The organism is Bacillus sp. OTU530 (genome assembly GCF_038440375.1).
The window spans coordinates 44,033-65,574 of the sequence record NZ_JASATP010000029.1; the positions used below are offsets into that span (position 1 = coordinate 44,033).

Here is a 21,542-nt window from a genome sequence, read left to right on the forward strand (position 1 = left end):
TCCCAGTCTATCAAACTAATTCAAATACGCCTGCAGCTCCCATACCCCCGCCGATGCACATCGTAACAACACCAAACTGTTCACCGCGCCGCTTCATTTCATGAATTAATGATAATGTGAGTTTCGTACCTGTACAGCCAAGCGGATGTCCTAATGCAATAGCTCCGCCATTTACATTTACTTTCTCTTCATCTAGGCCAAGCTCACGAATAACCCCAATGGCTTGCGAGGCAAATGCTTCATTTAACTCAAACAAACCAATATCTGAGATTTGTAAGCCCGCCTGCTTCAACGCTTTTGGGATAGCCTCAACTGGACCAATACCCATTATCTCTGGAGGGACACCCGCCACGGCGAAGGAGCGAAACTTTGCAATGGGCTGTAATCCTTCTACTTCTGCTTTTTCACGATCCATTAAAAGTACAGCCGCTGCACCGTCACTCATTTGTGAAGCATTACCTGCTGTGACAGAGCCTCGCACATGGAATGCCGGCTTTAACATACTGAGCACTCCGGTCGTCGTTTCCGCACGCACCCCTTCATCTTGAGAAAACATGAAGCTTTTTTCATGCATTTGATTGTTGTCACCAACAGAACGCACTGTGACCTGGACCGGAATGATTTCATCACCAAACTTGCCGTCCTGCAGCGCCTTAGCTGCACGCTGATGACTGCGAACCGCAAATGCATCCTGGTCCACTCGGCTGATTCCGTACTTTTTAGCGACCTGCTCTGCTGTATGCCCCATACCCATATAATATTCGGGAGCTGCTTCCACTAGACGAATGTTCGGGCGAACGACATGACCCATCATAGGAACGAGACTCATCGATTCTGCGCCGCCTGCAAGCACCGCACTCGCCTGACCAAGCATAATTCGCTCTGCCCCAAAAGCGATAGACTGCAAACCTGAAGAACAGTAGCGATTAATTGTGATAGCCGGAACCGTATGGGGAAGTCCTGCCAACGCCCCAATATTGCGTGCCATATTCATGCCCTGCTCCGCTTCAGGCATCGCACAGCCGAAAATGACATCATCGATTTCACCTTCGTAATTTCCTGCGCGCTTCAGCGTTTCCTTCACAACTAACGCTCCTAAATCATCCGGACGCACATTCGCGAGCGACCCTTTCTTCGCTTTTCCAACAGGTGTTCTCGCTCCTGCAACAATTACAGCTTCTCTCAATGCTTTCCCCTCCTTAATTACGCAGTGGCTTTCCTTTTATGAGCATATGCTGCATTCTTTCCTGCGATTTCATTTCTTTTATAAGACTGATGAATGCTTCACGTTCTAAGTCCAGCAAGTATTGTTCATCGACTTCTGTTCCATATGGCACCCTGCCCCCTGCAATGACGTACGCCAACTGTTTCGCGATAACCAAATCATATTCAGAAATATAACCGGATAAGTGCATCGCCTGCGCTCCTAATAGCAGCGTTCCGTAGCCCGTTTCCCCGACAACCGGCACCTTCTTACGTACAGGTGCCTTATAACCAGCTTCATATAAGGCAAGAACTCTTTGTTTTGCATCATATAACAAATGATCGCCATTTACACTCACAGCATCTTTAGCGCCAAGGAAGTTCCCCTTGAATGCTTCCTGTGCAGAGGTAGATACCTTCGCAAGCGCAACTGTTTCAAACACCTTGTTTGCTATCTTCTGTAAATCAACCTCAACACCTTGAGGAAGTTGGTTGATATGCTTCATATACAATTCCTTACTGCCGCCTCCGCCTGGAATTAAACCGACACCAACCTCAACAAGTCCGATATATGTTTCGCTTGATGCCTGAATACTTGCAGCAGGCAGACACACCTCAGCACCACCTCCAAGTGTCATGCCATAAGGTGCTGCAACTACTGGCTTTAGGCTATATTTAATTTTCATCATAGCAGCCTGAAATTGCTTCACGACCCAATCGATTTCAAAATAATTATCATCCTGCGCCTCCATTAACATCATCGCCAGATTCGCGCCAACACAGAAGTTCTTCGATTGATTCCCAATGACAAGCCCCTTATAATTGCGGGAGGCTTCATCAACCGCGAAATGAATCATCTGAATAATATCCATACCGATGGCGTTATTGGGCGAATGAAATTCGAGACAAAGCACGCCATCCCCTATATCTATTAAGCTCCCGCCGCTGTTTTTCTTCAGTACGCGGCCCTGTTCCTTTATCTGCCGCAGGCTAATCGCCTTCTTATTTTGCTCCAATAGCCTGTATGCGCCATCTTCATAATAATATACAAAGCCATTGTCACGTTTATAAAAGGTTTCAAAGCCGTTCTCCAGCATCTCCTGCACCCACACTGGAATGGTTAAACCCTTCTCACTCATCTTCTCAACGGATTGACGGACACCGATTGCGTCCCATGTTTCAAACGGACCCATTTCCCAGCCAAAGCCCCATTTCATTGCCTGGTCGATCGCAACGATATTATCAGCAATTTCCTTATTCAACTTTGCCGCATAAAGCAAAGTTGGAGTCAAAATACTCCATAACAGCGTCCCGGCACGGTCATCCCCATAAACAAGTGTCTTTAGTTTGTTAGCTAGCCCCTTTTCTTGTTTACTTGCTTCTATAGAAGGTGCTCGCAGCTTTTTGCATGCTTCATATTGGAGCGTATCTGGGTTCAGCTCTAAAATCTCTTTTCCTTTCTTAATAAAGAAGCCTTTGCCGGTCTTGCTTCCAAGCCATTTATGTTCAATCATTACCTGAAGAAATGTTGGAATCTTGAATATGTTCTTTTCCTCTTCCTCAACATTTTCATAGACGTTATTGGCAACATGAGCGAACGTATCAAGCCCTACAACATCAAGCGTACGAAAGGTCGCACTTTTCGGACGACCAATAAGCGGTCCTGTTACAGAATCCACTTCACTAAATGTGTATCCATGTCGCAGCGCCTCCTGCAGCGTTACAAGCAAACCGTACGTACCAATACGATTTGCGATAAAGTTTGGGGTATCTCGTGCCTCTACTACACCTTTTCCGAGCACATCTTCGCCAAACTCCTTCATAAAGGAGAGAACCTCAGGGGAGGTAGTCTTGGTCGGGATAATCTCCAGCAGCTTTAAATAACGCGGAGGATTAAAAAAATGTGTGCCCAAAAAGTGCTTGCGGAAATCCTCAGACCGTCCCTCTGCCATTTGTTCTACAGAGATACCCGATGTATTGGAACTCACAATGCTTCCTTTTTTACGCACACAATCTACTCGTTCAAATACTTGCTTTTTTATGGCTAAATTCTCAACAACTACCTCAATAATCCAATCCGCATCCTCTAGCAGCCTCATATCATCTTCCAGATTGCCGACCGTAATGAGCGTGGCATTTTCCTTTGCAGTGAGGGGAGCGGGCTTTTGTTTAAACAGCTTTTGTACAGCGCTGCTGCTAAAGCGGTTGCGAACCTGCTTACTTTCGAGCGTTAAGCCCATTGATTCCTCTTCTGATGTAAGCGTTTTCGGAACGATATCCAATAACACTGTTGGAATGCCAACGTTAACCAAATGCGCAGCTATCCCCGCCCCCATTACACCTGAGCCAATCACAGCTGCCTTTTGAATTTGAAACATTCTCCTCTCCTCCTCATCCCTTGAATGAATACCCATTCAGTTTTTTCGCAAAATTTTTTAGCCGTGATGAATGAGTTTCCTATCTACAAATATATATTATTTTCAAAATTTTGGCAATATTTTTACCGCGTTTTCCACATAATCCTGCTCTCCTACCGTCTACATAGCCTATAAAGAAAACTCGCCAACTGGCGAGCCCTGCCCTTGGGCGAAGACAGAGGCATAGTTGCACTTACACTTTGTTCCTAAAATTTCCTACTACGTCAAATTTACTCCTATCTGGAAATTTATGCATTCCTAAAGTGTAGACTTATGGACACACTATATATTGCAAACGGAGGTGGTATTAATGACAAAAATGCAAGGAAACCCTTCCAAGGGCGGCGTGAGCGCAGCAAGTGTGAGAGGCAATGCTGGTCCTGACAATAACGGGAAGGAAAAAGGGAAACACAGCACTAACCAACAATACGGCAAACAAAATATGGGCGCGAAATAAGATTTTAGGATACAAATAAAGGTAGGAAGCATGGCATAATGAAAGGTAAGCCGTCTCCTGCCTTTTTGCTTTTCATTCTATTTGTAAGAGGGATATTTGATGAAAAAAAAAGTTATTATCACCAGCTCAATTGTAGCTATTGCATGTTTACTATTTTTTGCATTTCAACCCAAGCCTGAAACAAAGGTTCATGCAAACCAGCCGAATATTTATGCTAAATCAGGAATTGCGATTGATGCAACCACAGGCAAAATTTTGTACGGAAAAAACGAACATACTACTGCACAGCCCGGAAGCCTTGTAAAGCTGATGACTGCGCTTCTTCTGCTAGAACGAATGCAGCCGGAGGATGAAGTAACGATTACACAGCATGCCCTAGATACAGAAGAGGGTACAAAAAAAATAAAGCTGCAGGCAGGGGAAAAGCTAAAGCGTGATGAAGCATTGCGTCTCATGCTTGTAATTAGTGTTGATCCTGTTGCGGAATCCGTTGCTGAACAACTGGCTGGCTCTAAGGAGAAATTCACAGCTCTTATGAATAGACGGGCAAAGGAGCTTGGCAGTAAGAACCCATCCTTTAAAAATGCAAGTGGAATAGATGCATGGGGACAGCATTTGTCACCATATGATTTGGCGTTGATTGCCAAAGAGCTTCTTAAGCATCCTGAAGCAGTAAAAGCAATGCAGACAGTCACAACACCTATCCAGACCTCTTTGCAAGACACAACAATTACAAACAACGGTCGAAAGGATTTATTTCATGATCCCTATGCCATTGCCAGCAAAAGCGGACGTACTAATATTGGCGGCTATACGCTGGCTGCCGTTTATGAAAAAGACGGGAAAAGGGTTATTAGCATTGTATTGACCGACGACGAAGAGCATCTATACAAGGATGCCGCCATCATGGCGCATTACTCTTTATAAATCTTCGCCTATGTCTATTGCATTACTTTTGTGCAAATCCATTAAAGAAAACTCGCCGATTGGCGAGTCCTGCCCTTGGGCAAAGACAGAGACGTAGCCCTACTTATACTTTGTTCCTAAAATTTCTCGCTACGTCGAATGGTCTCCTACATGGAAATTTACACCTTTTTATGGCACAAAAAAAGCAGGATACACTCCTGCTTCTATTTCTTAAGAATCCCTTTTAACACAAATATGACATTCGCGGGCCGTTCCGCAAGACGCCTCATAAAATATCCATACCAATCCATTCCATATGGTACATACACACGCATCTTATAGCCCTCTAGCGCAAGCTCAAGCTGCCGCTCTGGACGAATACCATACAGCATTTGGAATTCAAATTGGTTAAGAGGAATCCCCTTCTCCTGCACAAGCTGCTTCGTGTACTCAATGATCGCATCATCATGCGTAGCAATAGCCGTATAATGTCCGTTTAACAGATGCTGTTTAATGATCTTCCGAAAATTATCATCCACATCCTTTTTATCAGGAAATGCTACAGTTGCCGCTTCTTTATAGGCTCCTTTTACTAACCGTAAATTCGGCTCATAGCTATCGAGCTCCTCTATATCCTTTTGAGAGCGATACAAATAAGCTTGAATCACCGTTCCTACATTATCATATTCTTCTCGCAGCCTTTTTAATATATCGATAGTTTTTTGGCACCGGGAGAAGTCCTCCATATCAATTGTCACAAATACCCCATTTTCCTTGGCGACGCTTAAAATGCGGCGCATATGATTCATTACCAGCTCATCTGATATATCTAATCCCATTGATGTCAGTTTCAAGGAAAGCTGAGAGTCTAATCCTTCACGCCCAATCCTCCGAATAGCCTCTAGAGACTGATTCACCATTTCATTAGCTTCGCGCTCAGTCTTTACAAATTCCCCTAAATAATCAATAGTTACAGCAAGTCCTTTTTGATTTAACTCCTTGATAATGGCTGCAGCCTGCTCGATCGTTTCGCCAGCAACAAACCGGGATGCACCGAAGCGCAAACCATACCGCTTTGCCAGCTTTGTAAGTGTTCGATTTTTCGATAAAAATAAAAAGGAATCTCGCAGCAATCGCTCCATATCCTCCGCTCCTAAAGTAAGCTATTTTCTCTTACTTCATTTATATTGTTCTCTCAAAATGATTAGACATTAATATAGCGTATATGAAAGAAAATAATAGGAGGATAAAATTATACATTTAAATTATGCGGAAAGACCAACTGCCTCAATACCTCATCCCCTCTATTTCTTTTCCCGATGTGACTCATTCAATTGCTTAATCTCTGCAATAAGCTTCATCATCTCCTGCTTCGCATCTGGATATGTATCATTCCAATGCTTAGCAAGTGCCGGCATTGTTTTTGCAATATATGAATACAACGCCCACATTTGCACTTTTTTCTTTAATGCTTCATCATTTTGTCCAAGCAGCAATTCCGTATACTTCTCAAGCAATCCATCAAACTGCTCTTCAAATTCCTTTTTCATCTCTTTTGCCCCTTCCTTACAAGTTGCTCTTATTATAAGAAACCTTTCCTGCTGTTACAAATAATTACAGACGCAGCCTTTTTATTAAGAAGGCTGATCCATTACGGATCATTTAGGAAATAATCTTTTTCTTCAAGCTGTAAATCGTGATTTATCAAATACAAATAGGGATGAATCTGTTATAAAGATTCACCCCTAAAGAAAGCTCGTCGATTGGCGAGCCCTGCCTTTGGGCGAAAACAGAGGCGTAGTTGCACTTATTCACTACGTCGAATTGTCCTCTAGCTAGAAATTTATACTTTCTTAAAGTGTAAAGATATCCTATCCAACAGCACATTCTTAGCTAAATTAGGAATATGATTTACTAATATAAGGCTGCCTTTTACAGCTTTGACTGCACAGATTGCAGTTTTTTCTCCATTGAACTCTCTTTATCGCGACGATCATCGATACGGATGTTTGTCGCTACACGACCAATCCCCTTCGTGAAGGGCACCTCATGCATTTGCTGAATCACATCAAACAATACAGGTAATTCCCCTTCAATAATTGTATTCATCGGTGTAAGTCTGTATTTGACACGATTCTTATTTTTCTCCAATACCTTCTGAATATCCGCTACATACTCACTCACGCTCGTTGTCGGTGTTCCAATCGGAATAATCGTAATATCAACTATTGCCATACTATGAAGCCTCCTATGTATTTTGACAAATTTTCTCTCTGCTATTGTACAACATACAACATTTGAGTGCACTTTTGCTATACCCAAACGCGTTATATCATATTACCTGCCAAAAAAGCCCCACTAGTCATACTTGTCTGTAAACCTTCATAAACTCTTTAACATTCCCTTATACTCTCTTAACGATCTTATCCTACAATTAGATTGCATGATCTGTAAGGTCAAAAATGCATCAGCATTGTAGCCCTTTCCATTCACAGCACCTGGTCTTGAAGTAAAGGAGCCCTGCCCGTGGACGAAAACAGAGGTGTAGTTGCACTTATACTTTACTCCTAAAATTTCTCACTACGTCGAATGGTCTTCCCGGTAGCAATTTATACTTTTTTAAGGTGCAAAAAATTAGGATGTTTTTTTCAGGAGGAAATCTTGTGAAAACTCAACCGAAAATTTTGTTGGTAACAGCAAGCTTTGGGAATGGACACAATCAAGTCTCACATGCCTTGCAGCATACGTTTAAGGAATTTGGCGTCCATAGCGTTAAAATCTACGACTTATATGCAGATGCCTATCCATACTGGAATGAAATTGCAAAATTTTTATACCAACGCTCCTTTACAATTGGAGCTCCGCTTTATAAGCTGTTTTTTTATGGAACAGATAAAATGTACAGAACAAAGGCTGCTTATTTCTACTGCAGACTCGGAAAGAAGCGGCTAGAAACAGTGGTAGAAGAAGAAAAACCCGACATTATCATCACTACATTCCCTGTTGGAACAGTTCCAGAATGGAGACGGAAAACAAAGCAGCCATTTCAGCTATACACAGTCGTAACTGATTATTGCCTCCATCGGACATGGATACACGAAGAAATTGATCGCTATTACGTTGCCACGGAGGAAGTGAAACAAAAAATTATCCAAAATGGTATTTCTCCCAGAAATATATATGTAAGCGGCATTCCTATTCGAAAAGCCTTTGAATCAGGTCCAAATGCAAGGCAGCTTCAAAACAAATATGGGCTGCACACAGATCGAAAAACACTCCTTTTTATGGCCGGAGCGTACGGGGTCGTGAAAAACTTAAAAGCTATCACTACTAATATATTAGAACAAAGTGATGTGCAAATCATCGTTGTCTGCGGACAAAATAAACAGCTGTACAATCAATTAAGCAAGCTGAAGCTTATCTACACAAAGCGTCTTCATATTTTTGGATATGTAGACGATGTACATGAATTGTATGCTATTGCTGATGCCATGATTACAAAGCCGGGCGGTATCACGCTTTCGGAAGCAACCGCCAAACAGCTCCCGACCATTTTATATCGGCCTGTCCCCGGGCAAGAGAAGGAAAATTCTTTGTTCTTCTCAAGACTTGGTGCTGCAGTTGTTGTTAGCAAAAAAGAAGCGATTGTGAAAGAGGTACTGCATTTATTGAATCATACGAGCAAGCTTGATGAAATGAGCCAGGCACTTGCAAGAATTCATCAAAAAGAAAGTGCTCCGCAAATTGTGCAGGATATTTTATACTCATTCTCTAATCGAAAAACGTCTCAGCAATTCGCATAATCTCCAACTACCAACAGAACGTAATTGTTTATAGAAAGCTCTTCTTTTTCATCAAAATGTCATACTTCTATCTTAAAATACGTCTAGTAAATGATTTGTATTATAGTTGATAGGAGACATTGAGATGAAGAAAAAGCGGTATACCTTGATGATTTCGTGCTTATTATGCACCTCTATAATCGCGGGCTGCTCAAAGGATACGGCAGCTACAGGTGGAAATGGTGGACAGCAAGCAGCCGCAGCGCAAGGAGCATTTGAACGTCCTGATTTATCCGGAGAGATTACAGAAGTAAATGGAAATGAAGTGACATTAAAAATTATCGAGCAACCACAAAGGAACAACGGGAATGGCGGAAAGCCGCAAGGTAACAATCAAAATAATCAAGACAATCAAGAAAAGCAAGGGGATCAGGATAACAACCAAGGTAACCCAGGCGGAACTGGCGGTATGAGGCCAGAGATTAGCTATACGGGAGAGGTCAAAACTATTACTATTCCGGCAGATGCTTCTCTTGTAGCAATGACAAGAGGGGCCAATGGTATGAGTGAAACTGCTGTTAATATGAGCGAATTAACTGCAGGTGTTAGATTATCCATTTACTACAAAGAGGACGGAAAAACAATCAGCAAGGTTAGCGTGCAAAAACAAATGACTGAAGGCGGGAATACTAGCAATTAAGATGATGAATGCCTTCTTAACGTATAACAGGAGCCCACAATAGCGGCTCCTGTTATACTTTGAATGTATGCACAGTACATGGCTCCCCATCAATGAGCCGATGTTCTTCTCTATAAAAGATGCCATGCCTTGCATAAAAGCTTCGCCAAAATTGTAACGCTCTCTCATTTGCTTGCAGCTGTGGCACACAGAAATATCCGCTCCTCTGCTGCAAAAGCTCGTAAACTGCATCCGAAGCAAGCCCACGCCCTCGAAACGCACGAAGAATGAACACATCATTAATACAGTAATCTGTTCCCGATGCAGTAAACGGGCGTTCCGCCAGCAAAAGAAAGCCTACGCACTCTCCTTCATATTGGATAAAATAAGGCTGCAGCTCCTCCCGTTCTATTACCTTATCAAACCCCTCAAATTCATATAGCCCGTCTGTATTTAGAGAAAGAGAATAGCTAAATTCTGATAAATCGTATAAATATAAGGAATATAAATTCCGTAGCTTTTTTATATGTTTTACTGCTTCTAATGTTACACGCAAAACACTCACACCTTTTCCTATCATCCATTATTTCGTCCCATAAATGGTTCTATAAAATTCAAATTCCGCAAAAGTTTGCAAAATCCTTTTTTCTAGCCAGCAAGAATCTATATAAGGGACTAACATAGTGTTACTATATTTGTAGGAGGTGATTTGAATGAAACGAAGAAGCGTTATTGTTAGCCTTGTATCGCTCATACTAAAAACCGATAGAATTCCACCTAGGTAGACACAGAATTTGTCAGTTGTTTATGACCTATTTAACAATCCTTTGGTTAAGGAAAGCTATTATGTTAATTGTTTTTCATCTGGTACTCGATATTGTAATAGTTTTTTCATTTAGATATTACACTTTAATACTACTTTATGTATGTTCTTCGGTCTCCAATATCACATGTGCCGTTTCATTTGGATGACTCAGCGGAAAATGATGCCCATATGGAACATGCTTGATGTCCCCTAGCTTTGTAGGCGTTCGATAAACCTTATCCTGATCTCCCCAAATAATCTGAAAGTGACTGCTCTCAATATCATTCATCTCCATTCCATCCTTCTTCGACAACCATTCATCCAACTGAACCGTCGTATTTAAAATTCTAGGAGAAGTAAAGCTACTTTTGACTTTTGCAACATAGTGCGTAGGAATTTGCTCAACACTTCCGAATATACCTGTATCCAAGAGATATTTTTCTAAACGCTTCAAACTCGCTTTCTTTAACAACCATTTTTTCATAAAGCTCGGATATGCTGTAGCATTCTTCTTCATCAGAGGCGGTTGCAGCAGTGTGATGGTGTCTTGCGGACGAAAATAATTTTCTTTGAATGCGGTCATCAACACAAGCGCCCCAAATGAATGGCCAATAAAGTGAGCACCTTCAAAAGCTTGCGTCAATACGTCTTTGACTGTATGAAGATAAACCGCCATCATATTTTTTCCCTTTTGAAAAGGAGAACGCCCCAAACCAGGAAAATCTACCACCCATACAGGTCGGCCTGTTTTTTCATATAGATGGATCCCTAATGCAAATAAATCTTCTCCATCGCTCAGTAAACCATGGAGCAAAATAAAAGGTTTACCTTCTCCACTTTTTTGGTAAACGATTATATTTCCTATACGCACTCTATCAAACCTGTTATCTAGTTGATGTTTAGGATACGTTATACGATAATCTAAATCCGCTATCACAACAGGTAAAAAAGTCGTTACACTCGTCTCTCGGAACCAATGTTGCCCCATTACTTTTTTCACCATGTCATTTGAAAAATCTTTATTTGTTATAAAGTTTAACCCATCTGCCGGGACTCCTGTTATTTTACTTATCCCACCATTCATTAGTACTTTCATAGTTTGTATCGGAACAGACTTAGTAGGTGCTTTTACATTCATGCTTTCCGACATGATACTAAGTAATTTAGGCACATTAAGATCCATTTGTTGGTCAGGAACAAGTGTATACGTTTGGCTCTTCGGCTGCTGTTGATTCAAAATTTGGACTATAAATTTGGCTAGTGCATCGTTTGCAATCAGCGGTAATCGATAATCCCTTCCTCCAGGCACAACGGACATAAGACCTTTACGCATACTTTTCACAAGTAACCCTAAACCCGCCACCTGTTCCGTACTCCCTGTCTGACTAGGACCAACAACTGTAGGAGGATTAATTACTGAAATGGGATAGCCTACTTTCTTTGCTTGTTGCCGCATATAGAGGTCTGCTAAAAATTTTGTGCGTTCATACGGATTTTTTATTTTCAAATGCTGATATCCATCTCGAAATACATCAATATCTATATTGCTATTTTCATCATCAAAAGGACTCATATAACCTACTACATGAATAAATTGCTCTAAACCTTTTGTTACATGAATGCTTTGTGCTAGTTCGCTCGCGTGTTTTGCACCGTTTAAAAATGCAGTAGTCGCTTGTTGTTCGGAAACACTAATATCCATTGGCCCACCTGCATGAATAATCACGTCGCTCTTTATTACATGTTGTTTATCTTCATCACGTAACCCTAAACCTGTCTTCGTTAAATCACCTTCTACGAATTGCAAACGGTTTTCGTGTAGATGCCCACTTTCTTGAAACATAGTAATTGCTTTACTTTTAGACCTCACCAACAGTAAAATCTCGACCTGCTCAGTTAATAATTGTTGTACTAACTGCTTACCAATAAAACCTGTGCCGCCTATTAAAAAAATCTTCTTCATCATCTGTCCCCTTTTTAGTACTAATCAGTTCTAATTTAGTATAAAAAAATTGCCCCTTTAGCGAAGCAATTGCATAAATTGTTGAGCTGTTTTTGTGATAATTGTTGCATCTCTTTGCGTTTCTGCAATAAATAAAGCACCCTCTAAATTGGTGATAAATAATGCTGCTACTTCATCAGGCTGAATCGTATTTCGAAATTCTTCTCGTTCGATTCCCTGTGTAATGAGTAAACTGACTTTTGATTGCAATTCAGCGAAAAACAATCCAATGCTTTCTTTCAGTTGTACTGCTTGTGCCGGACATTGAATAGCCAGTGTAATAAATGGACAACTGCCTTTATATTCCCTCGCTTGCACGCCTTGCGATAAATGCGTTAAAAACATCATCACACGTTGTTCAACGGAAAATTGTTGCTGGTTAAGCACCTCTTCCATTGCATGACTGTACATTGTGATCCAATAATCAACTACCGATTCTAATAATTCTTCTTTGTTCGAAAAATGATAATACACATTTGACTTGGACACTTTACTGACACGAACCAATTCATCCATGCTCGTGTAGACAAAGCCCTTTTCTAAAAATAAATTCGCTGCCACTTCAATTACACGTTTTCGATTCATTAATTTATTCTTCATCATAATTAGTACTATATAGTTCTAATTGATATTTTTCAAGAAGAAACTTTTTGAATATACGATTTAGCACATCAAACGTTATACATTTATCCAAACAGATAGAGAGCTTTACCAATTCACTTCCGATACTGTCTCATTTTTTCCTCAGCAAAAGCCCGTGCATCCATTTCAATCCATTTTTTCTCGTACACCTGGCTATCATGGTAAAATAAAGGTCTTGTTTGCTCGTTCTCATACTGCATATCATGCCGGAGCTCATGAAGCAGCGTTTCAAGCACGTGTTCATAGCTCTCCCAGGCACAAATAAACACCAGCTGCTTCTCACGGTGATAAAAACCGTTTATTGGATACAAAAACTCCTCTTCTTCCTCCCCAAAATAAGCAAGAATCTGGTTCGCATCGCATGTGTCGCAAAAAAACACAGGAGTTGTACGCATTCCAACGAGAGCAAACACATCCAGCTTCAGCTGCCTAATATCCCACGGAAAATCTTCATCCAGCACATACCAACTCCCAGATTGCTGATATACCTTGTGAGACAGAAATTCCATTGCAGCTCCTCCTTCTTTTCATGCGCGTCTTATCTTCGTTATTCCACCTTTTACACACGGATAAACGCTCCTAAAAGAAACGATGCAAACTATTACAATTTCCTTTTTTTGTTAAAAAATACTTTACCATAGATTACTTGGTCACGTGAACATTTAGAACTGAAATATTTCATATATGTGCAGTTTACACTGTGTGAAACAACCAATACAGGATTACATCTTGAAATAAAGAAAAGCGGACAAGGTCCGCCTTTTACGGCTGCGTAGGGGTGGGCCGGAGTAAAAGGCGCTTTTTGCCTTTTGCGGAGGTTCAGCCTGGAGTCTGCCATTTTGGGCCTTGGGAGCTAGACATCCCCCCGAAAAGTTATACTTTCTTATCTTGAAAAAAACTCGCCGATTGGCGAGCTATTAGGCGTATTTGCACTTATACTGTATTCCTAAAATGTCAAAAAACCGTATGTACAAAGCTCTTTACTTCTTCTAAATACTCTCGTCTTTTTTCATCATCTACAGATGGTACACTTGTAAAGAAAATATGATCAATGCTTTCAATACCAGTGAATGCATAGATTCCTTCATCAGTTGTTTTCTTCATCGCATCAAACATATGGCTTGCCGTGTATACCTCTCTTGGATTTCCTTGTGTTGTAAAAAACACCCCCCTCTTCCCCTTAAGAAGCTGCTCTGGACCATTTTCGCCATATGCGTATGCAAATCCAGATGTCAGCACCCGGTCAAAGTATCCCTTTAGCATCGCCGGAAGCCCTGTCCACCATACCGGATAAATAGTTATAATCACATCAGCCCAGCTAATATGCTCTTGTTCCTCGTGAATATCCGGAGGAACTGTTCCTTGCGCAAGCATTTCAAAATCATATGAGGATAAAACCGGATTAAAGCCTATTTTATATAAATCACGAACACGCACATCATGTCCTCTTTCCAAAAGCTCTCCTTGCAGCGTCTCTAAAATGGCATGATTAAAGCTTTTTGGATTCGGATGTGCATATACAATTAAGTGTTTCATTATGTTTACCTCCTTATTCTTGCTTCAACATTCATCTTAGCCGAATACGCCTATCTGTATTCTCTTGAAATGATGAATCTTTTTTGGCTTAATAAAGGTTTCCTTCATTTACATTTAAAAGCTAACTGCCAAACGAATGATACACAAGCCCCCTTCTAATCAGGGAATAGGATTCCCTATAAAAAAAGCCCCCTCCCGTTCCAAAACTGAAACGAAAAGAGACTTTTCAAGATTTTCTGCCTAAGCAGAAGTTTTTGTATAGATTTTAGAAGTCCTTTGCAACCTCTTTTGCTCTTGCAATAGCTTCTTCTTTAATTTGTTGTGCTCGATCACTATGCTGATTATGTCCTTCAACAAATAAGCCATCAAAGGAAGGAATGCCAAAGAACTGCATAATAACTCCGATATAGCGGTGACCCATTTCCATTGCAGCTGCTGGCCCTTCTGAGTATACACCGCCGCGCGCTTGAATGTGCAGCGCTTTTTTATCTGTTAATAACCCGACTGGTCCTTGCTCTGTATACTTAAATGTTTTTCCAGCTACGCAAACAGAGTCAAGATATGCCTTCATAACTGGCGGGAATGAGAAGTTCCACATTGGTGTTACAAATACATATTTATCTGCTTCCACAAACTGATTGGATAATTCATTCAAGCGGCCCACTTTAGCTTGCTCGCTTGCTGATAATTGATCAAATGCAGAACCGGATTGCAGTTTTCCCCATCCGCTAAATACGTCAGCATCAATATGCGGGATATTCTCATTGTATAAATCAAGATGCGTAACTTGATCTTCTGGATGTGCCTCCTTGTACGCTTCAATAAACGCTTTACCAACTGCCATGCTATAAGATACTGTTTCGTTATGCGGATGTGCTGTAATATAAAGAATTTTTGCCATCTGAACCACCTTCTCTTTCTTATAAATAGAAGAACAATCACTTGTAGTTTGTTCGTTTTACACTTTTTATCATGAGGGATTTTATGCCATCTTCTCCAGCTTATTTAGGGGAATTGTAAGCATAAATAACTTAGCGTACCGTACTGATAACTGCGATGAATCACACTCGCTTCTCCTTCTGTACCACTGCCCAAAGCAATAAAAAACGGTACAAAATGCTCAGGGCGCGGAACCGCTGCCTGTGCGTAGGGAGCTTGCTTATCATAATCAAATAAAGCCTCGCTGTCCTTCTCCTCAAGCTTCTCGATTAACCAATCATCAAATGCAACGGCCCAAGACTCTGGTGTCGTTTGTCCCCATTTAATAATCCGAAGATTATGAACTGTTACACCGCTTCCGATTACCAAAATGTCCTCTTGGCCAAGGCCGCGCAGCGCTTCTCCAATGCGATACTGTTCGCTCGCAGGAAGATACGGATTGACTGACACCTGCACAACAGGAATATCAGCCTCCGGATACATACGATACAACAGCGTCCATGAACCGTGATCTAATCCTCTTTTCATATCCCTTTGCACCGCAATCCCTTGCTTTGTTAATCGCTCAGCTACAAGGTCTGCAATCGCTGTGGAACCTTTAGCGGGATAACGAATCGTATACAATTCAGGCGGAAAGCCGCCGAAATCATAAATAGTCTCGTACGTATCATTAGAGGAAGAAATCGTCAATGTCTCACTTTCCCAATGCGCTGTAAAAATGACAATCGCTTTTGGACGAATCTGGCCTGCTAATGTCTCTAAAAACCGCGTATACTCGCTATCCTCAATAGCCAGCATCGGTGAGCCATGCGCCAAAAATAAAGAAGGAACCATGCTGATACCTCCATCAAACTATTTAAAGTTAATTACTTTACGTAAGTAAGTATATACAAGTAATAAACATACGTCAAGTAATATAAAACCTTTTTTTTAGAAACTTACTATATTAACCTCTTACAGTCCTATCAATAGCGTTAGCTAGCCGCCTCTCCATGCTTTCTGCAAATGCCTTTAATTCATTATCATCTAGCGTACTAATGAACGCTGTTGGTTTTGGCATCCCGATATGCACCTGCTCACGCTCCGTATAGATAGCAATTTTACAAGGCAGAAAATAACCGGCCATCATATTTTCACTTAAAATACGATGCGTCTCCTCAAGATTACATACCTCGAGCACCTGAAGCGTCTCAGTAAACGTAAATCCCTTTTCCTGCAGCTTGTCCTGCACATCAAGGCGCCATAGTATGCCAAAGCCATCGTTCTGCAAAGCGTTCTCCAAACGATGAACTGTCTCATCCGTTCCATACGGAGAAATAACTGTATAATGAAATTGCATATGAATCGCTCCCTTCAACTTAGTTTTCTCTAGAGAACAAATAATTTATGAATGGTAAAGAAAACTTGCCGATTGGCGATCCGTTAGGTGAAGACAGAGGCGGAGTTGCACTTATACTTTATTCTTAAAGTTTCCCGATGTGTCAAATTGTCCTCCAGCTAGAAATTTATACTCTTAAAATAAAAAAGGTACATACCCTGTAGGCATGTACCTTTTTTGAGCTAGCTCGATTACTCAGCTAAGCCTTCTTTTTTCAATGTTTCTTGTAGAGCAGTGATTGCAGCAGCTTCATCAGAACCTTCTGCTGTGATTGCAATATCAGCGCCTTGTGGAATACCTAAAGCCATTACACCCATGATGGATTTCAAGTTAACAGTCTTACCATTATAGTGAAGTTCCACATTGGACTCAAATTTGCTTGCGCTTTGTACAAGAACTGTCGCAGGACGCGCGTGAATACCAGAATCACTTGTTACTTTTACTTTTAATTCAGCCATGTTAATAATCTCCTTTATGCTAGATAATAAATTGAAAACAAACCCATTATCTCATAAGCTCTCTCATATTGGCAACATTGGAAGGGAAATTCACGAATAAAGTGTTAAGGGAGTTCTAAGAATAATTGCCCTTACACACCTGCAGCTAGCTGATTTTTTCGCTTTCTTCTAAATACCAGCTTTTCCAAGTAATACACAATAACAATAAATACAGACATAATACTAAAATATGTGCTAAGCACACCTAGGACACTCGCACCGTGCTCGCCGCCTCTCATGCCGCCTTCCATACCCATACGGCCTTCACCTTCAGGGCGTGTTGGTCTGTCTCCATTTTGCGGGAATCCTGATTGCACGGAAGCGGTTGATTCACTACCCTCAGTCTGCGCCCCAGCTAATGCCGAGCTTTCAGCCTGTTCACTTCCTTGCATCATCATCGGTTTTCCTTCACCGCGCATCGGCATTTGCTGCATAGAACCTCCGCCAAATACAAAGCTTACACCACTGAGCTTAGAAGCAAAACCTGTTGCATACATTTCATAGCCTCCAAATGCAAGCATAAGGATTGCAGCCGCCTTCGCAATGATCTCAAGCGGAAGCTTTGTTGACTTCACTTTAAAAATATTTTTCCATACCTGTATCACCCATTGCCAATGAAGACCAACGTGAACAGCTACTAAAATAAGCGTCAAGAAGGAAACTGAAATGTGAGTCACCTTAAACCACATTTCATTTCCAATGTTGATATTTGGAAACACAACTCTTGAAATAATAATTCCGCTAACGATATTGAATGTCATTGTAATCAATAACAACAGGTTTAGCAAATAACCAAAACGTGTTTTCCCCGGCAGCTTACGGTCAAATATCTTGAGTGTCACCTTCTTCACCCACTGTGCATTAAGCAATACATGCGTAAGAAAAATAGCTGCAATTGCTAAGCCGGCAATCTCATGAAAGGTCATTCCTCCCAACACTTGCTTGTTAAACAGCAACACAAAGACAACTGCCATCACAATGTCTATGGCGAATTTCACATATGTTACTTTCTTCATCTTTCCCATCTCCCTGCCTTCTACTCCATAATATCTAAAGAAGCTGCTCTGTTGCTCCATCACATTCTCATATAATGATTTTAAATAGTTGTCTCACAACTTCAAGAAGATTATAGAAGGAAACGGTGAAAGTTTAATGAAAGGAGGCACTTTTTACGGACGGGAAAGATTGTACACCGGAAACAGGCATATGACAAAGAAAACTCGCCGATTAGCGAAGACAGAGGCGTCGTTGCACTTATATTTTGTTCCTAAAATTTCTAACCGCATCGAATAGTCTCCCAGCTAGAAATTTATACTTTCTTGAAGTGTAAAAACAAAAAGAGAATGAGACAGTCAGAAATTCCTCTCCGCCTCATTCTCTTTCTGTTGATTGATGACAGTCAACGTATGTTTCTTCCTTTTATACACGTAGAAAACAAGTACTGTCAGGAGAATAATTCCTCCGAGCACATATTTATTAAGATTCACCGACAAGATTCCAAATGGAATGAGTGATAGCACAAAAAAATATACAAAATTCCCAATGATCGTCCCAAGTAGAAAGTGCGTAAATCGGATAGAGCTTAACCCAGCAATAATATTGACGAGGCTTGTTGGTACAAAAGGGAAAATTCTTCCTTGAATAACATACATAAACCCTGCCTGTTCTACTTTCGTAACTAATGCCGGATTTATTTTTTTCAGTACCCAGTCTTGGAAGCAGTAACGAACGCTCATAAAAATGATAATTGCCGCTATAATACTCGTAAACCAACTCCAAAGAAACCCATTAAAAAAGCCAAACAAAGCCACATTAATAGTGATTAAACCAAGCAGCGGAATAATGGTAAATGCATTTTGAATAATCATAGCTAACAATAAAATACTAAGTGTATAAAGTAGATTTTCTTTTAAAAAAGATGGTACTGATTGAAAATCTCCAGTTCGTATAAAGTAGAACAACTCTGTATGGACCATAATGTACATACTAACAGCTATTACACTTATAAAGGAAACTGACTTTATCCATGGTTTGATTTTGCATCACCTTTTCACTTATATAGGATTGAAGTTTTACAAATATGAAGCATAGGTCCATGTTGTAATCATAACAGAGTTATATGTATAAGATATGATAAATGCTTCTATTCATGAACTGGATTCCAGCAATCAACCATGCTTATTCGCTGCCCATTTGAATAAAAAAGGATAAATTTCTAGCCGGAAGCCCAATCGACGTAGTGAGAAATTTTAAGAATAAAGTATAAGGGCAACTACGCCTCTGTCTTCGCCCAAGGGCAGGGCTCGCCAATCAGCGAGTTTTCTTTGCACTTTACAGATAAATTTCTAGCCAGAAGTCCAATCGACGTAGTGAGAAATTTTAGGAATAAAGTATAAGGGCAACTACGCCTCTGTCTTCGCCCAAGGGCAGGGCTCGCCAATCAGCGAGTTTTCTTTGCACTTTACAGATAAATTTCTAGCCAGAAGTCCAATCGACGTAGTGAGAAATTTTAGGAATAAAGTATAAGGGCAACTACGCCTCTGTCTTCGCCCAAGGGCAGGGCTCGCCAATCAGCGAGTTTTCTTTATATTCTCAACCCTTTAACCTTGGCTTTGTCGGATCACAACCCGGCTCCTGAAGTCCTGTTGCCTCTGCTAACTTTGTTAGGTAATAACATTCTTCTCTCATCATATGATCAGCCATCAACGGCGCAAAAGTGCCTAGCGCTTTTTTGCTTAGCCCTAACTCCTCAATTTCAGCTAAAAAATTCATAAAAAACTTCATTTCCAGTGAAGTATCTTGATTGAATTTTTCCAGTGCTGGAAACGAGGATAAATCTGTTCTTAAAAACCCAGTCAGTTCAACTGCCTTTAAATAGAACGCTTCAAAATCCTTTAGAAAATGATTACTTTTCTTTTTTATTTTCTTTTCAATTCTGTCCAAATTGTCAGAGATGGCTCCGGCATGACCGGCTGCATCTAAAAGCCATAACATATGATGATGAAGCTCATGAAAAATTGGCGGAACCTTTCCCTGTTTTAAGTAATCTAAAACTCGTAGATATTCCTCCAATTCATTCACCATATGACTTAAAAAGGTTGGACCTAGCCCTATTTCAATTTCCCCGATCAAATGCCGCTTTATTAAATGAAGTTTAAATTCTCTGAATGTATTGCTCTCCTCCAACGCCTTGTTGCTTAATGAAACTAAGCTCTCGCCCTGAACATTTTCAAGAAGCTGATCGAATATTTGGATAAACTTATTCGCAGTATCGATTTCCTGCTGTTCTTTCGGAGCCAGTGAATCATGAATAAAGCGAGCATGATCCCCCAATATTTGCAGCCAAAAGCCATGTTCGAATTTCGCCGCTGTTTCAAAGTTTTCCATCTAGCGTTCTCCCCTTTCAACATGCTCATACAATCATATCCACGCACGTTGAAAATTATGATATGTACTAGGGTATTTGTGTTTACCTGACCATCATTTCTTTCTAAGATGTAAAAGCTTTCTTCTTTCTTATGGTACTAAAGAAAAGCGGACAAGGCCCGCCTTTTATGGCAGCATAGGGGTGGGCCGGAGTAAAAGGCGCTTTTTGCCTTTTGCGGAGGTTCAGCCCGAAGTCTACCATTTTGGGCCTTGGGAGCTAGACATCACCCCGAAAAGTTATACTTTCTTACAGTAAAAAAAAAGCATAAGCGTGCCGATACGGCAAGCTTATGCTTTTTAGCGCAAAATAAAAAATCCACCAAAGTATGTATTTGGTGGAGACGGTGGGAGTCGAACCCACGTCCAGAAATATCGGCACTTAAGCTTCTACGAGTGTAGTCGATATATTCGCAATTCGCATACTCGTCAGCCTATCGACAGGCTTCGAAGCAGCTAGTCTGGTTGTTCTCTTCCTTTGCCCTCAGACGGTGAGCGCCGGCGTAACCTGCTAAGAGTGGGCCCCTTACCCTACCGCACAGGTAACGGAGGGAGGAGCAGCTGCGTTAATTAGGCAGCTAAAGCTAATTTTTGTTTGCCAGTTATAGGCGTTGACGTTTTAACGAGGCCGATCCCCTCGACTCGCAACTTAAGCTCGAACTACCCCTGTCGAATCCGTAACGTCCCCATTATAAGAAGACCCTTTACGGGAAGCTATCAAGAGAGCTCATAATGAGCTGTTTTTCAATGTGCATCAATCACTTACAAATTTATTATAGCACAACATTTATACTTTGCAATTGTAAGTTTTTGTCTCATCTCTTTTAGCGCTCACGAAAAGCGCGTTCGATTTTGATTTGCTTCCTTCTTCACATC

21 protein-coding genes and 1 other RNA gene are annotated in these 21,542 nt (G+C 41.0%); 4 read left to right on the forward strand and 18 right to left on the reverse strand.

Annotated features, from left to right (window positions below):
• Positions 1-10: 10 nt before the first annotated feature.
• Both AAHB12_RS19645 and AAHB12_RS19650 read right to left on the reverse strand, forming a co-directional pair.
• Complete coding sequence (locus AAHB12_RS19645; protein WP_342046625.1) at positions 11-1,186, reverse strand: acetyl-CoA C-acetyltransferase; 1,176 nt, start codon at positions 1,184-1,186, stop codon at positions 11-13.
• A gap of 13 nt (positions 1,187-1,199) precedes the next feature.
• Positions 1,200-3,581: a 3-hydroxyacyl-CoA dehydrogenase/enoyl-CoA hydratase family protein gene (locus AAHB12_RS19650; protein WP_342046626.1), complete on the reverse strand. Its 2,382-nt coding sequence runs from the start codon at positions 3,579-3,581 to the stop codon at positions 1,200-1,202.
• 349 nt (positions 3,582-3,930) lie between these two features.
• Between AAHB12_RS19650 and AAHB12_RS19655 the strand changes: the two genes are divergently transcribed.
• Together AAHB12_RS19655 and AAHB12_RS19660 are read left to right on the forward strand one after the other, a co-directional pair.
• Positions 3,931-4,077: a YuzL family protein gene (locus AAHB12_RS19655; RefSeq protein WP_129729499.1), complete on the forward strand. Its 147-nt coding sequence runs from the start codon at positions 3,931-3,933 to the stop codon at positions 4,075-4,077.
• A gap of 99 nt (positions 4,078-4,176) precedes the next feature.
• Positions 4,177-5,004 (forward strand): D-alanyl-D-alanine carboxypeptidase family protein, encoded by an 828-nt coding sequence (locus AAHB12_RS19660; RefSeq protein WP_246040300.1) that lies wholly within the window; start codon positions 4,177-4,179, stop codon positions 5,002-5,004.
• Positions 5,005-5,207: 203 nt separating this feature from the next.
• Here AAHB12_RS19660 and AAHB12_RS19665 read toward each other — a convergent pair whose 3' ends face one another.
• From AAHB12_RS19665 to AAHB12_RS19675, 3 genes are all read right to left on the reverse strand, one after another.
• Positions 5,208-6,125 (reverse strand): proline dehydrogenase, encoded by a 918-nt coding sequence (locus AAHB12_RS19665; RefSeq protein WP_342046628.1) that lies wholly within the window; start codon positions 6,123-6,125, stop codon positions 5,208-5,210.
• Positions 6,126-6,287: 162 nt separating this feature from the next.
• Positions 6,288-6,533 carry a DUF2573 family protein gene (locus tag AAHB12_RS19670; protein ID WP_129729505.1) on the reverse strand — a complete coding sequence of 82 codons (246 nt, stop codon included), beginning with the start codon at positions 6,531-6,533 and terminating at the stop codon, positions 6,288-6,290.
• A gap of 382 nt (positions 6,534-6,915) precedes the next feature.
• Positions 6,916-7,218, reverse strand: a complete 303-nt coding sequence (locus AAHB12_RS19675) for an MTH1187 family thiamine-binding protein (protein WP_342046630.1) — start codon at positions 7,216-7,218, stop codon at positions 6,916-6,918.
• A gap of 428 nt (positions 7,219-7,646) precedes the next feature.
• Here AAHB12_RS19675 and AAHB12_RS19680 point away from each other — a divergent pair, with 428 nt between their 5' ends.
• Together AAHB12_RS19680 and AAHB12_RS19685 are read left to right on the forward strand one after the other, a co-directional pair.
• A complete protein-coding gene (locus AAHB12_RS19680; protein WP_342046631.1) occupies positions 7,647-8,786 on the forward strand; it encodes an MGDG synthase family glycosyltransferase in 1,140 nt (379 codons plus the stop codon).
• A 124-nt stretch (positions 8,787-8,910) separates the two neighbouring features.
• The gene (locus AAHB12_RS19685; RefSeq protein WP_342046633.1) at positions 8,911-9,465 is read left to right on the forward strand and encodes a hypothetical protein; all 555 of its coding nucleotides are present in this window, start codon (positions 8,911-8,913) and stop codon (positions 9,463-9,465) included.
• 52 nt (positions 9,466-9,517) lie between these two features.
• Here AAHB12_RS19685 and AAHB12_RS19690 read toward each other — a convergent pair whose 3' ends face one another.
• The 13 genes from AAHB12_RS19690 to ssrA form a co-directional block, all read right to left on the reverse strand.
• Positions 9,518-10,024 (reverse strand): GNAT family N-acetyltransferase, encoded by a 507-nt coding sequence (locus AAHB12_RS19690; protein WP_129729513.1) that lies wholly within the window; start codon positions 10,022-10,024, stop codon positions 9,518-9,520.
• Positions 10,025-10,364: 340 nt separating this feature from the next.
• Positions 10,365-12,212 (reverse strand): alpha/beta fold hydrolase, encoded by a 1,848-nt coding sequence (locus AAHB12_RS19695; protein ID WP_342046654.1) that lies wholly within the window; start codon positions 12,210-12,212, stop codon positions 10,365-10,367.
• 57 nt (positions 12,213-12,269) lie between these two features.
• Positions 12,270-12,836, reverse strand: coding sequence for a TetR/AcrR family transcriptional regulator (locus tag AAHB12_RS19700; RefSeq protein WP_342046636.1), 567 nt, complete (start codon positions 12,834-12,836; stop codon positions 12,270-12,272).
• Positions 12,837-12,967: 131 nt separating this feature from the next.
• On the reverse strand, positions 12,968-13,402 hold the full coding sequence (locus AAHB12_RS19705) for a DUF3920 family protein (protein WP_342046637.1): 435 nt from the start codon (positions 13,400-13,402) through the stop codon (positions 12,968-12,970).
• Between the two features lie 445 nt (positions 13,403-13,847).
• The gene (locus AAHB12_RS19710) at positions 13,848-14,429 is read right to left on the reverse strand and encodes an NAD(P)H-dependent oxidoreductase (RefSeq protein ID WP_129729517.1); all 582 of its coding nucleotides are present in this window, start codon (positions 14,427-14,429) and stop codon (positions 13,848-13,850) included.
• Positions 14,430-14,694: 265 nt separating this feature from the next.
• Positions 14,695-15,330, reverse strand: coding sequence for an FMN-dependent NADH-azoreductase (locus AAHB12_RS19715; protein WP_129729519.1), 636 nt, complete (start codon positions 15,328-15,330; stop codon positions 14,695-14,697).
• Positions 15,331-15,434: 104 nt separating this feature from the next.
• Positions 15,435-16,202 (reverse strand): DODA-type extradiol aromatic ring-opening family dioxygenase, encoded by a 768-nt coding sequence (locus AAHB12_RS19720; protein ID WP_342046639.1) that lies wholly within the window; start codon positions 16,200-16,202, stop codon positions 15,435-15,437.
• Positions 16,203-16,314: 112 nt separating this feature from the next.
• Positions 16,315-16,707, reverse strand: coding sequence for a DUF302 domain-containing protein (locus AAHB12_RS19725; RefSeq protein ID WP_342046640.1), 393 nt, complete (start codon positions 16,705-16,707; stop codon positions 16,315-16,317).
• A gap of 230 nt (positions 16,708-16,937) precedes the next feature.
• Positions 16,938-17,204: a phosphocarrier protein HPr gene (locus AAHB12_RS19730; RefSeq protein WP_129729525.1), complete on the reverse strand. Its 267-nt coding sequence runs from the start codon at positions 17,202-17,204 to the stop codon at positions 16,938-16,940.
• Positions 17,205-17,335: 131 nt separating this feature from the next.
• Complete coding sequence (locus AAHB12_RS19735) at positions 17,336-18,259, reverse strand: DUF4405 domain-containing protein (protein WP_342046641.1); 924 nt, start codon at positions 18,257-18,259, stop codon at positions 17,336-17,338.
• Between the two features lie 336 nt (positions 18,260-18,595).
• Complete coding sequence (locus AAHB12_RS19740; protein WP_165350851.1) at positions 18,596-19,219, reverse strand: VTT domain-containing protein; 624 nt, start codon at positions 19,217-19,219, stop codon at positions 18,596-18,598.
• Between the two features lie 616 nt (positions 19,220-19,835).
• Positions 19,836-20,630: a DUF2935 domain-containing protein gene (locus tag AAHB12_RS19745; protein WP_129729531.1), complete on the reverse strand. Its 795-nt coding sequence runs from the start codon at positions 20,628-20,630 to the stop codon at positions 19,836-19,838.
• Between the two features lie 372 nt (positions 20,631-21,002).
• Positions 21,003-21,354: a transfer-messenger RNA gene (ssrA, locus tag AAHB12_RS19750) on the reverse strand.
• Between the last annotated feature and the right edge of the window lie 188 nt (positions 21,355-21,542).

What these genes read in the sequence shown, in the direction of transcription:
- AAHB12_RS19650 (WP_342046626.1), bottom strand. Translation starts at nt 3,581, where the DNA reads ATGTTTCAAATTCAAAAGGCAGCTGTGATTGGCTCAGGTGTAATGGGG.
- AAHB12_RS19655 (WP_129729499.1), top strand. Translation starts at nt 3,931, where the DNA reads ATGACAAAAATGCAAGGAAACCCTTCCAAGGGCGGCGTGAGCGCAGCA.
- AAHB12_RS19660 (WP_246040300.1), top strand. Translation starts at nt 4,177, where the DNA reads ATGAAAAAAAAAGTTATTATCACCAGCTCAATTGTAGCTATTGCATGT.
- AAHB12_RS19665 (WP_342046628.1), bottom strand. Translation starts at nt 6,125, where the DNA reads ATGGAGCGATTGCTGCGAGATTCCTTTTTATTTTTATCGAAAAATCGA.
- AAHB12_RS19670 (WP_129729505.1), bottom strand. Translation starts at nt 6,533, where the DNA reads ATGAAAAAGGAATTTGAAGAGCAGTTTGATGGATTGCTTGAGAAGTAT.
- AAHB12_RS19675 (WP_342046630.1), bottom strand. Translation starts at nt 7,218, where the DNA reads ATGGCAATAGTTGATATTACGATTATTCCGATTGGAACACCGACAACG.
- AAHB12_RS19685 (WP_342046633.1), top strand. Translation starts at nt 8,911, where the DNA reads ATGAAGAAAAAGCGGTATACCTTGATGATTTCGTGCTTATTATGCACC.
- AAHB12_RS19690 (WP_129729513.1), bottom strand. Translation starts at nt 10,024, where the DNA reads ATGATAGGAAAAGGTGTGAGTGTTTTGCGTGTAACATTAGAAGCAGTA.
- AAHB12_RS19695 (WP_342046654.1), bottom strand. Translation starts at nt 12,212, where the DNA reads ATGAAGAAGATTTTTTTAATAGGCGGCACAGGTTTTATTGGTAAGCAG.
- AAHB12_RS19700 (WP_342046636.1), bottom strand. Translation starts at nt 12,836, where the DNA reads ATGAATCGAAAACGTGTAATTGAAGTGGCAGCGAATTTATTTTTAGAA.
- AAHB12_RS19705 (WP_342046637.1), bottom strand. Translation starts at nt 13,402, where the DNA reads ATGGAATTTCTGTCTCACAAGGTATATCAGCAATCTGGGAGTTGGTAT.
- AAHB12_RS19710 (WP_129729517.1), bottom strand. Translation starts at nt 14,429, where the DNA reads ATGAAACACTTAATTGTATATGCACATCCGAATCCAAAAAGCTTTAAT.
- AAHB12_RS19715 (WP_129729519.1), bottom strand. Translation starts at nt 15,330, where the DNA reads ATGGCAAAAATTCTTTATATTACAGCACATCCGCATAACGAAACAGTA.
- AAHB12_RS19720 (WP_342046639.1), bottom strand. Translation starts at nt 16,202, where the DNA reads ATGGTTCCTTCTTTATTTTTGGCGCATGGCTCACCGATGCTGGCTATT.
- AAHB12_RS19725 (WP_342046640.1), bottom strand. Translation starts at nt 16,707, where the DNA reads ATGCAATTTCATTATACAGTTATTTCTCCGTATGGAACGGATGAGACA.
- AAHB12_RS19730 (WP_129729525.1), bottom strand. Translation starts at nt 17,204, where the DNA reads ATGGCTGAATTAAAAGTAAAAGTAACAAGTGATTCTGGTATTCACGCG.
- AAHB12_RS19735 (WP_342046641.1), bottom strand. Translation starts at nt 18,259, where the DNA reads ATGAAGAAAGTAACATATGTGAAATTCGCCATAGACATTGTGATGGCA.
- AAHB12_RS19740 (WP_165350851.1), bottom strand. Translation starts at nt 19,219, where the DNA reads ATGGTCCATACAGAGTTGTTCTACTTTATACGAACTGGAGATTTTCAA.
- AAHB12_RS19745 (WP_129729531.1), bottom strand. Translation starts at nt 20,630, where the DNA reads ATGGAAAACTTTGAAACAGCGGCGAAATTCGAACATGGCTTTTGGCTG.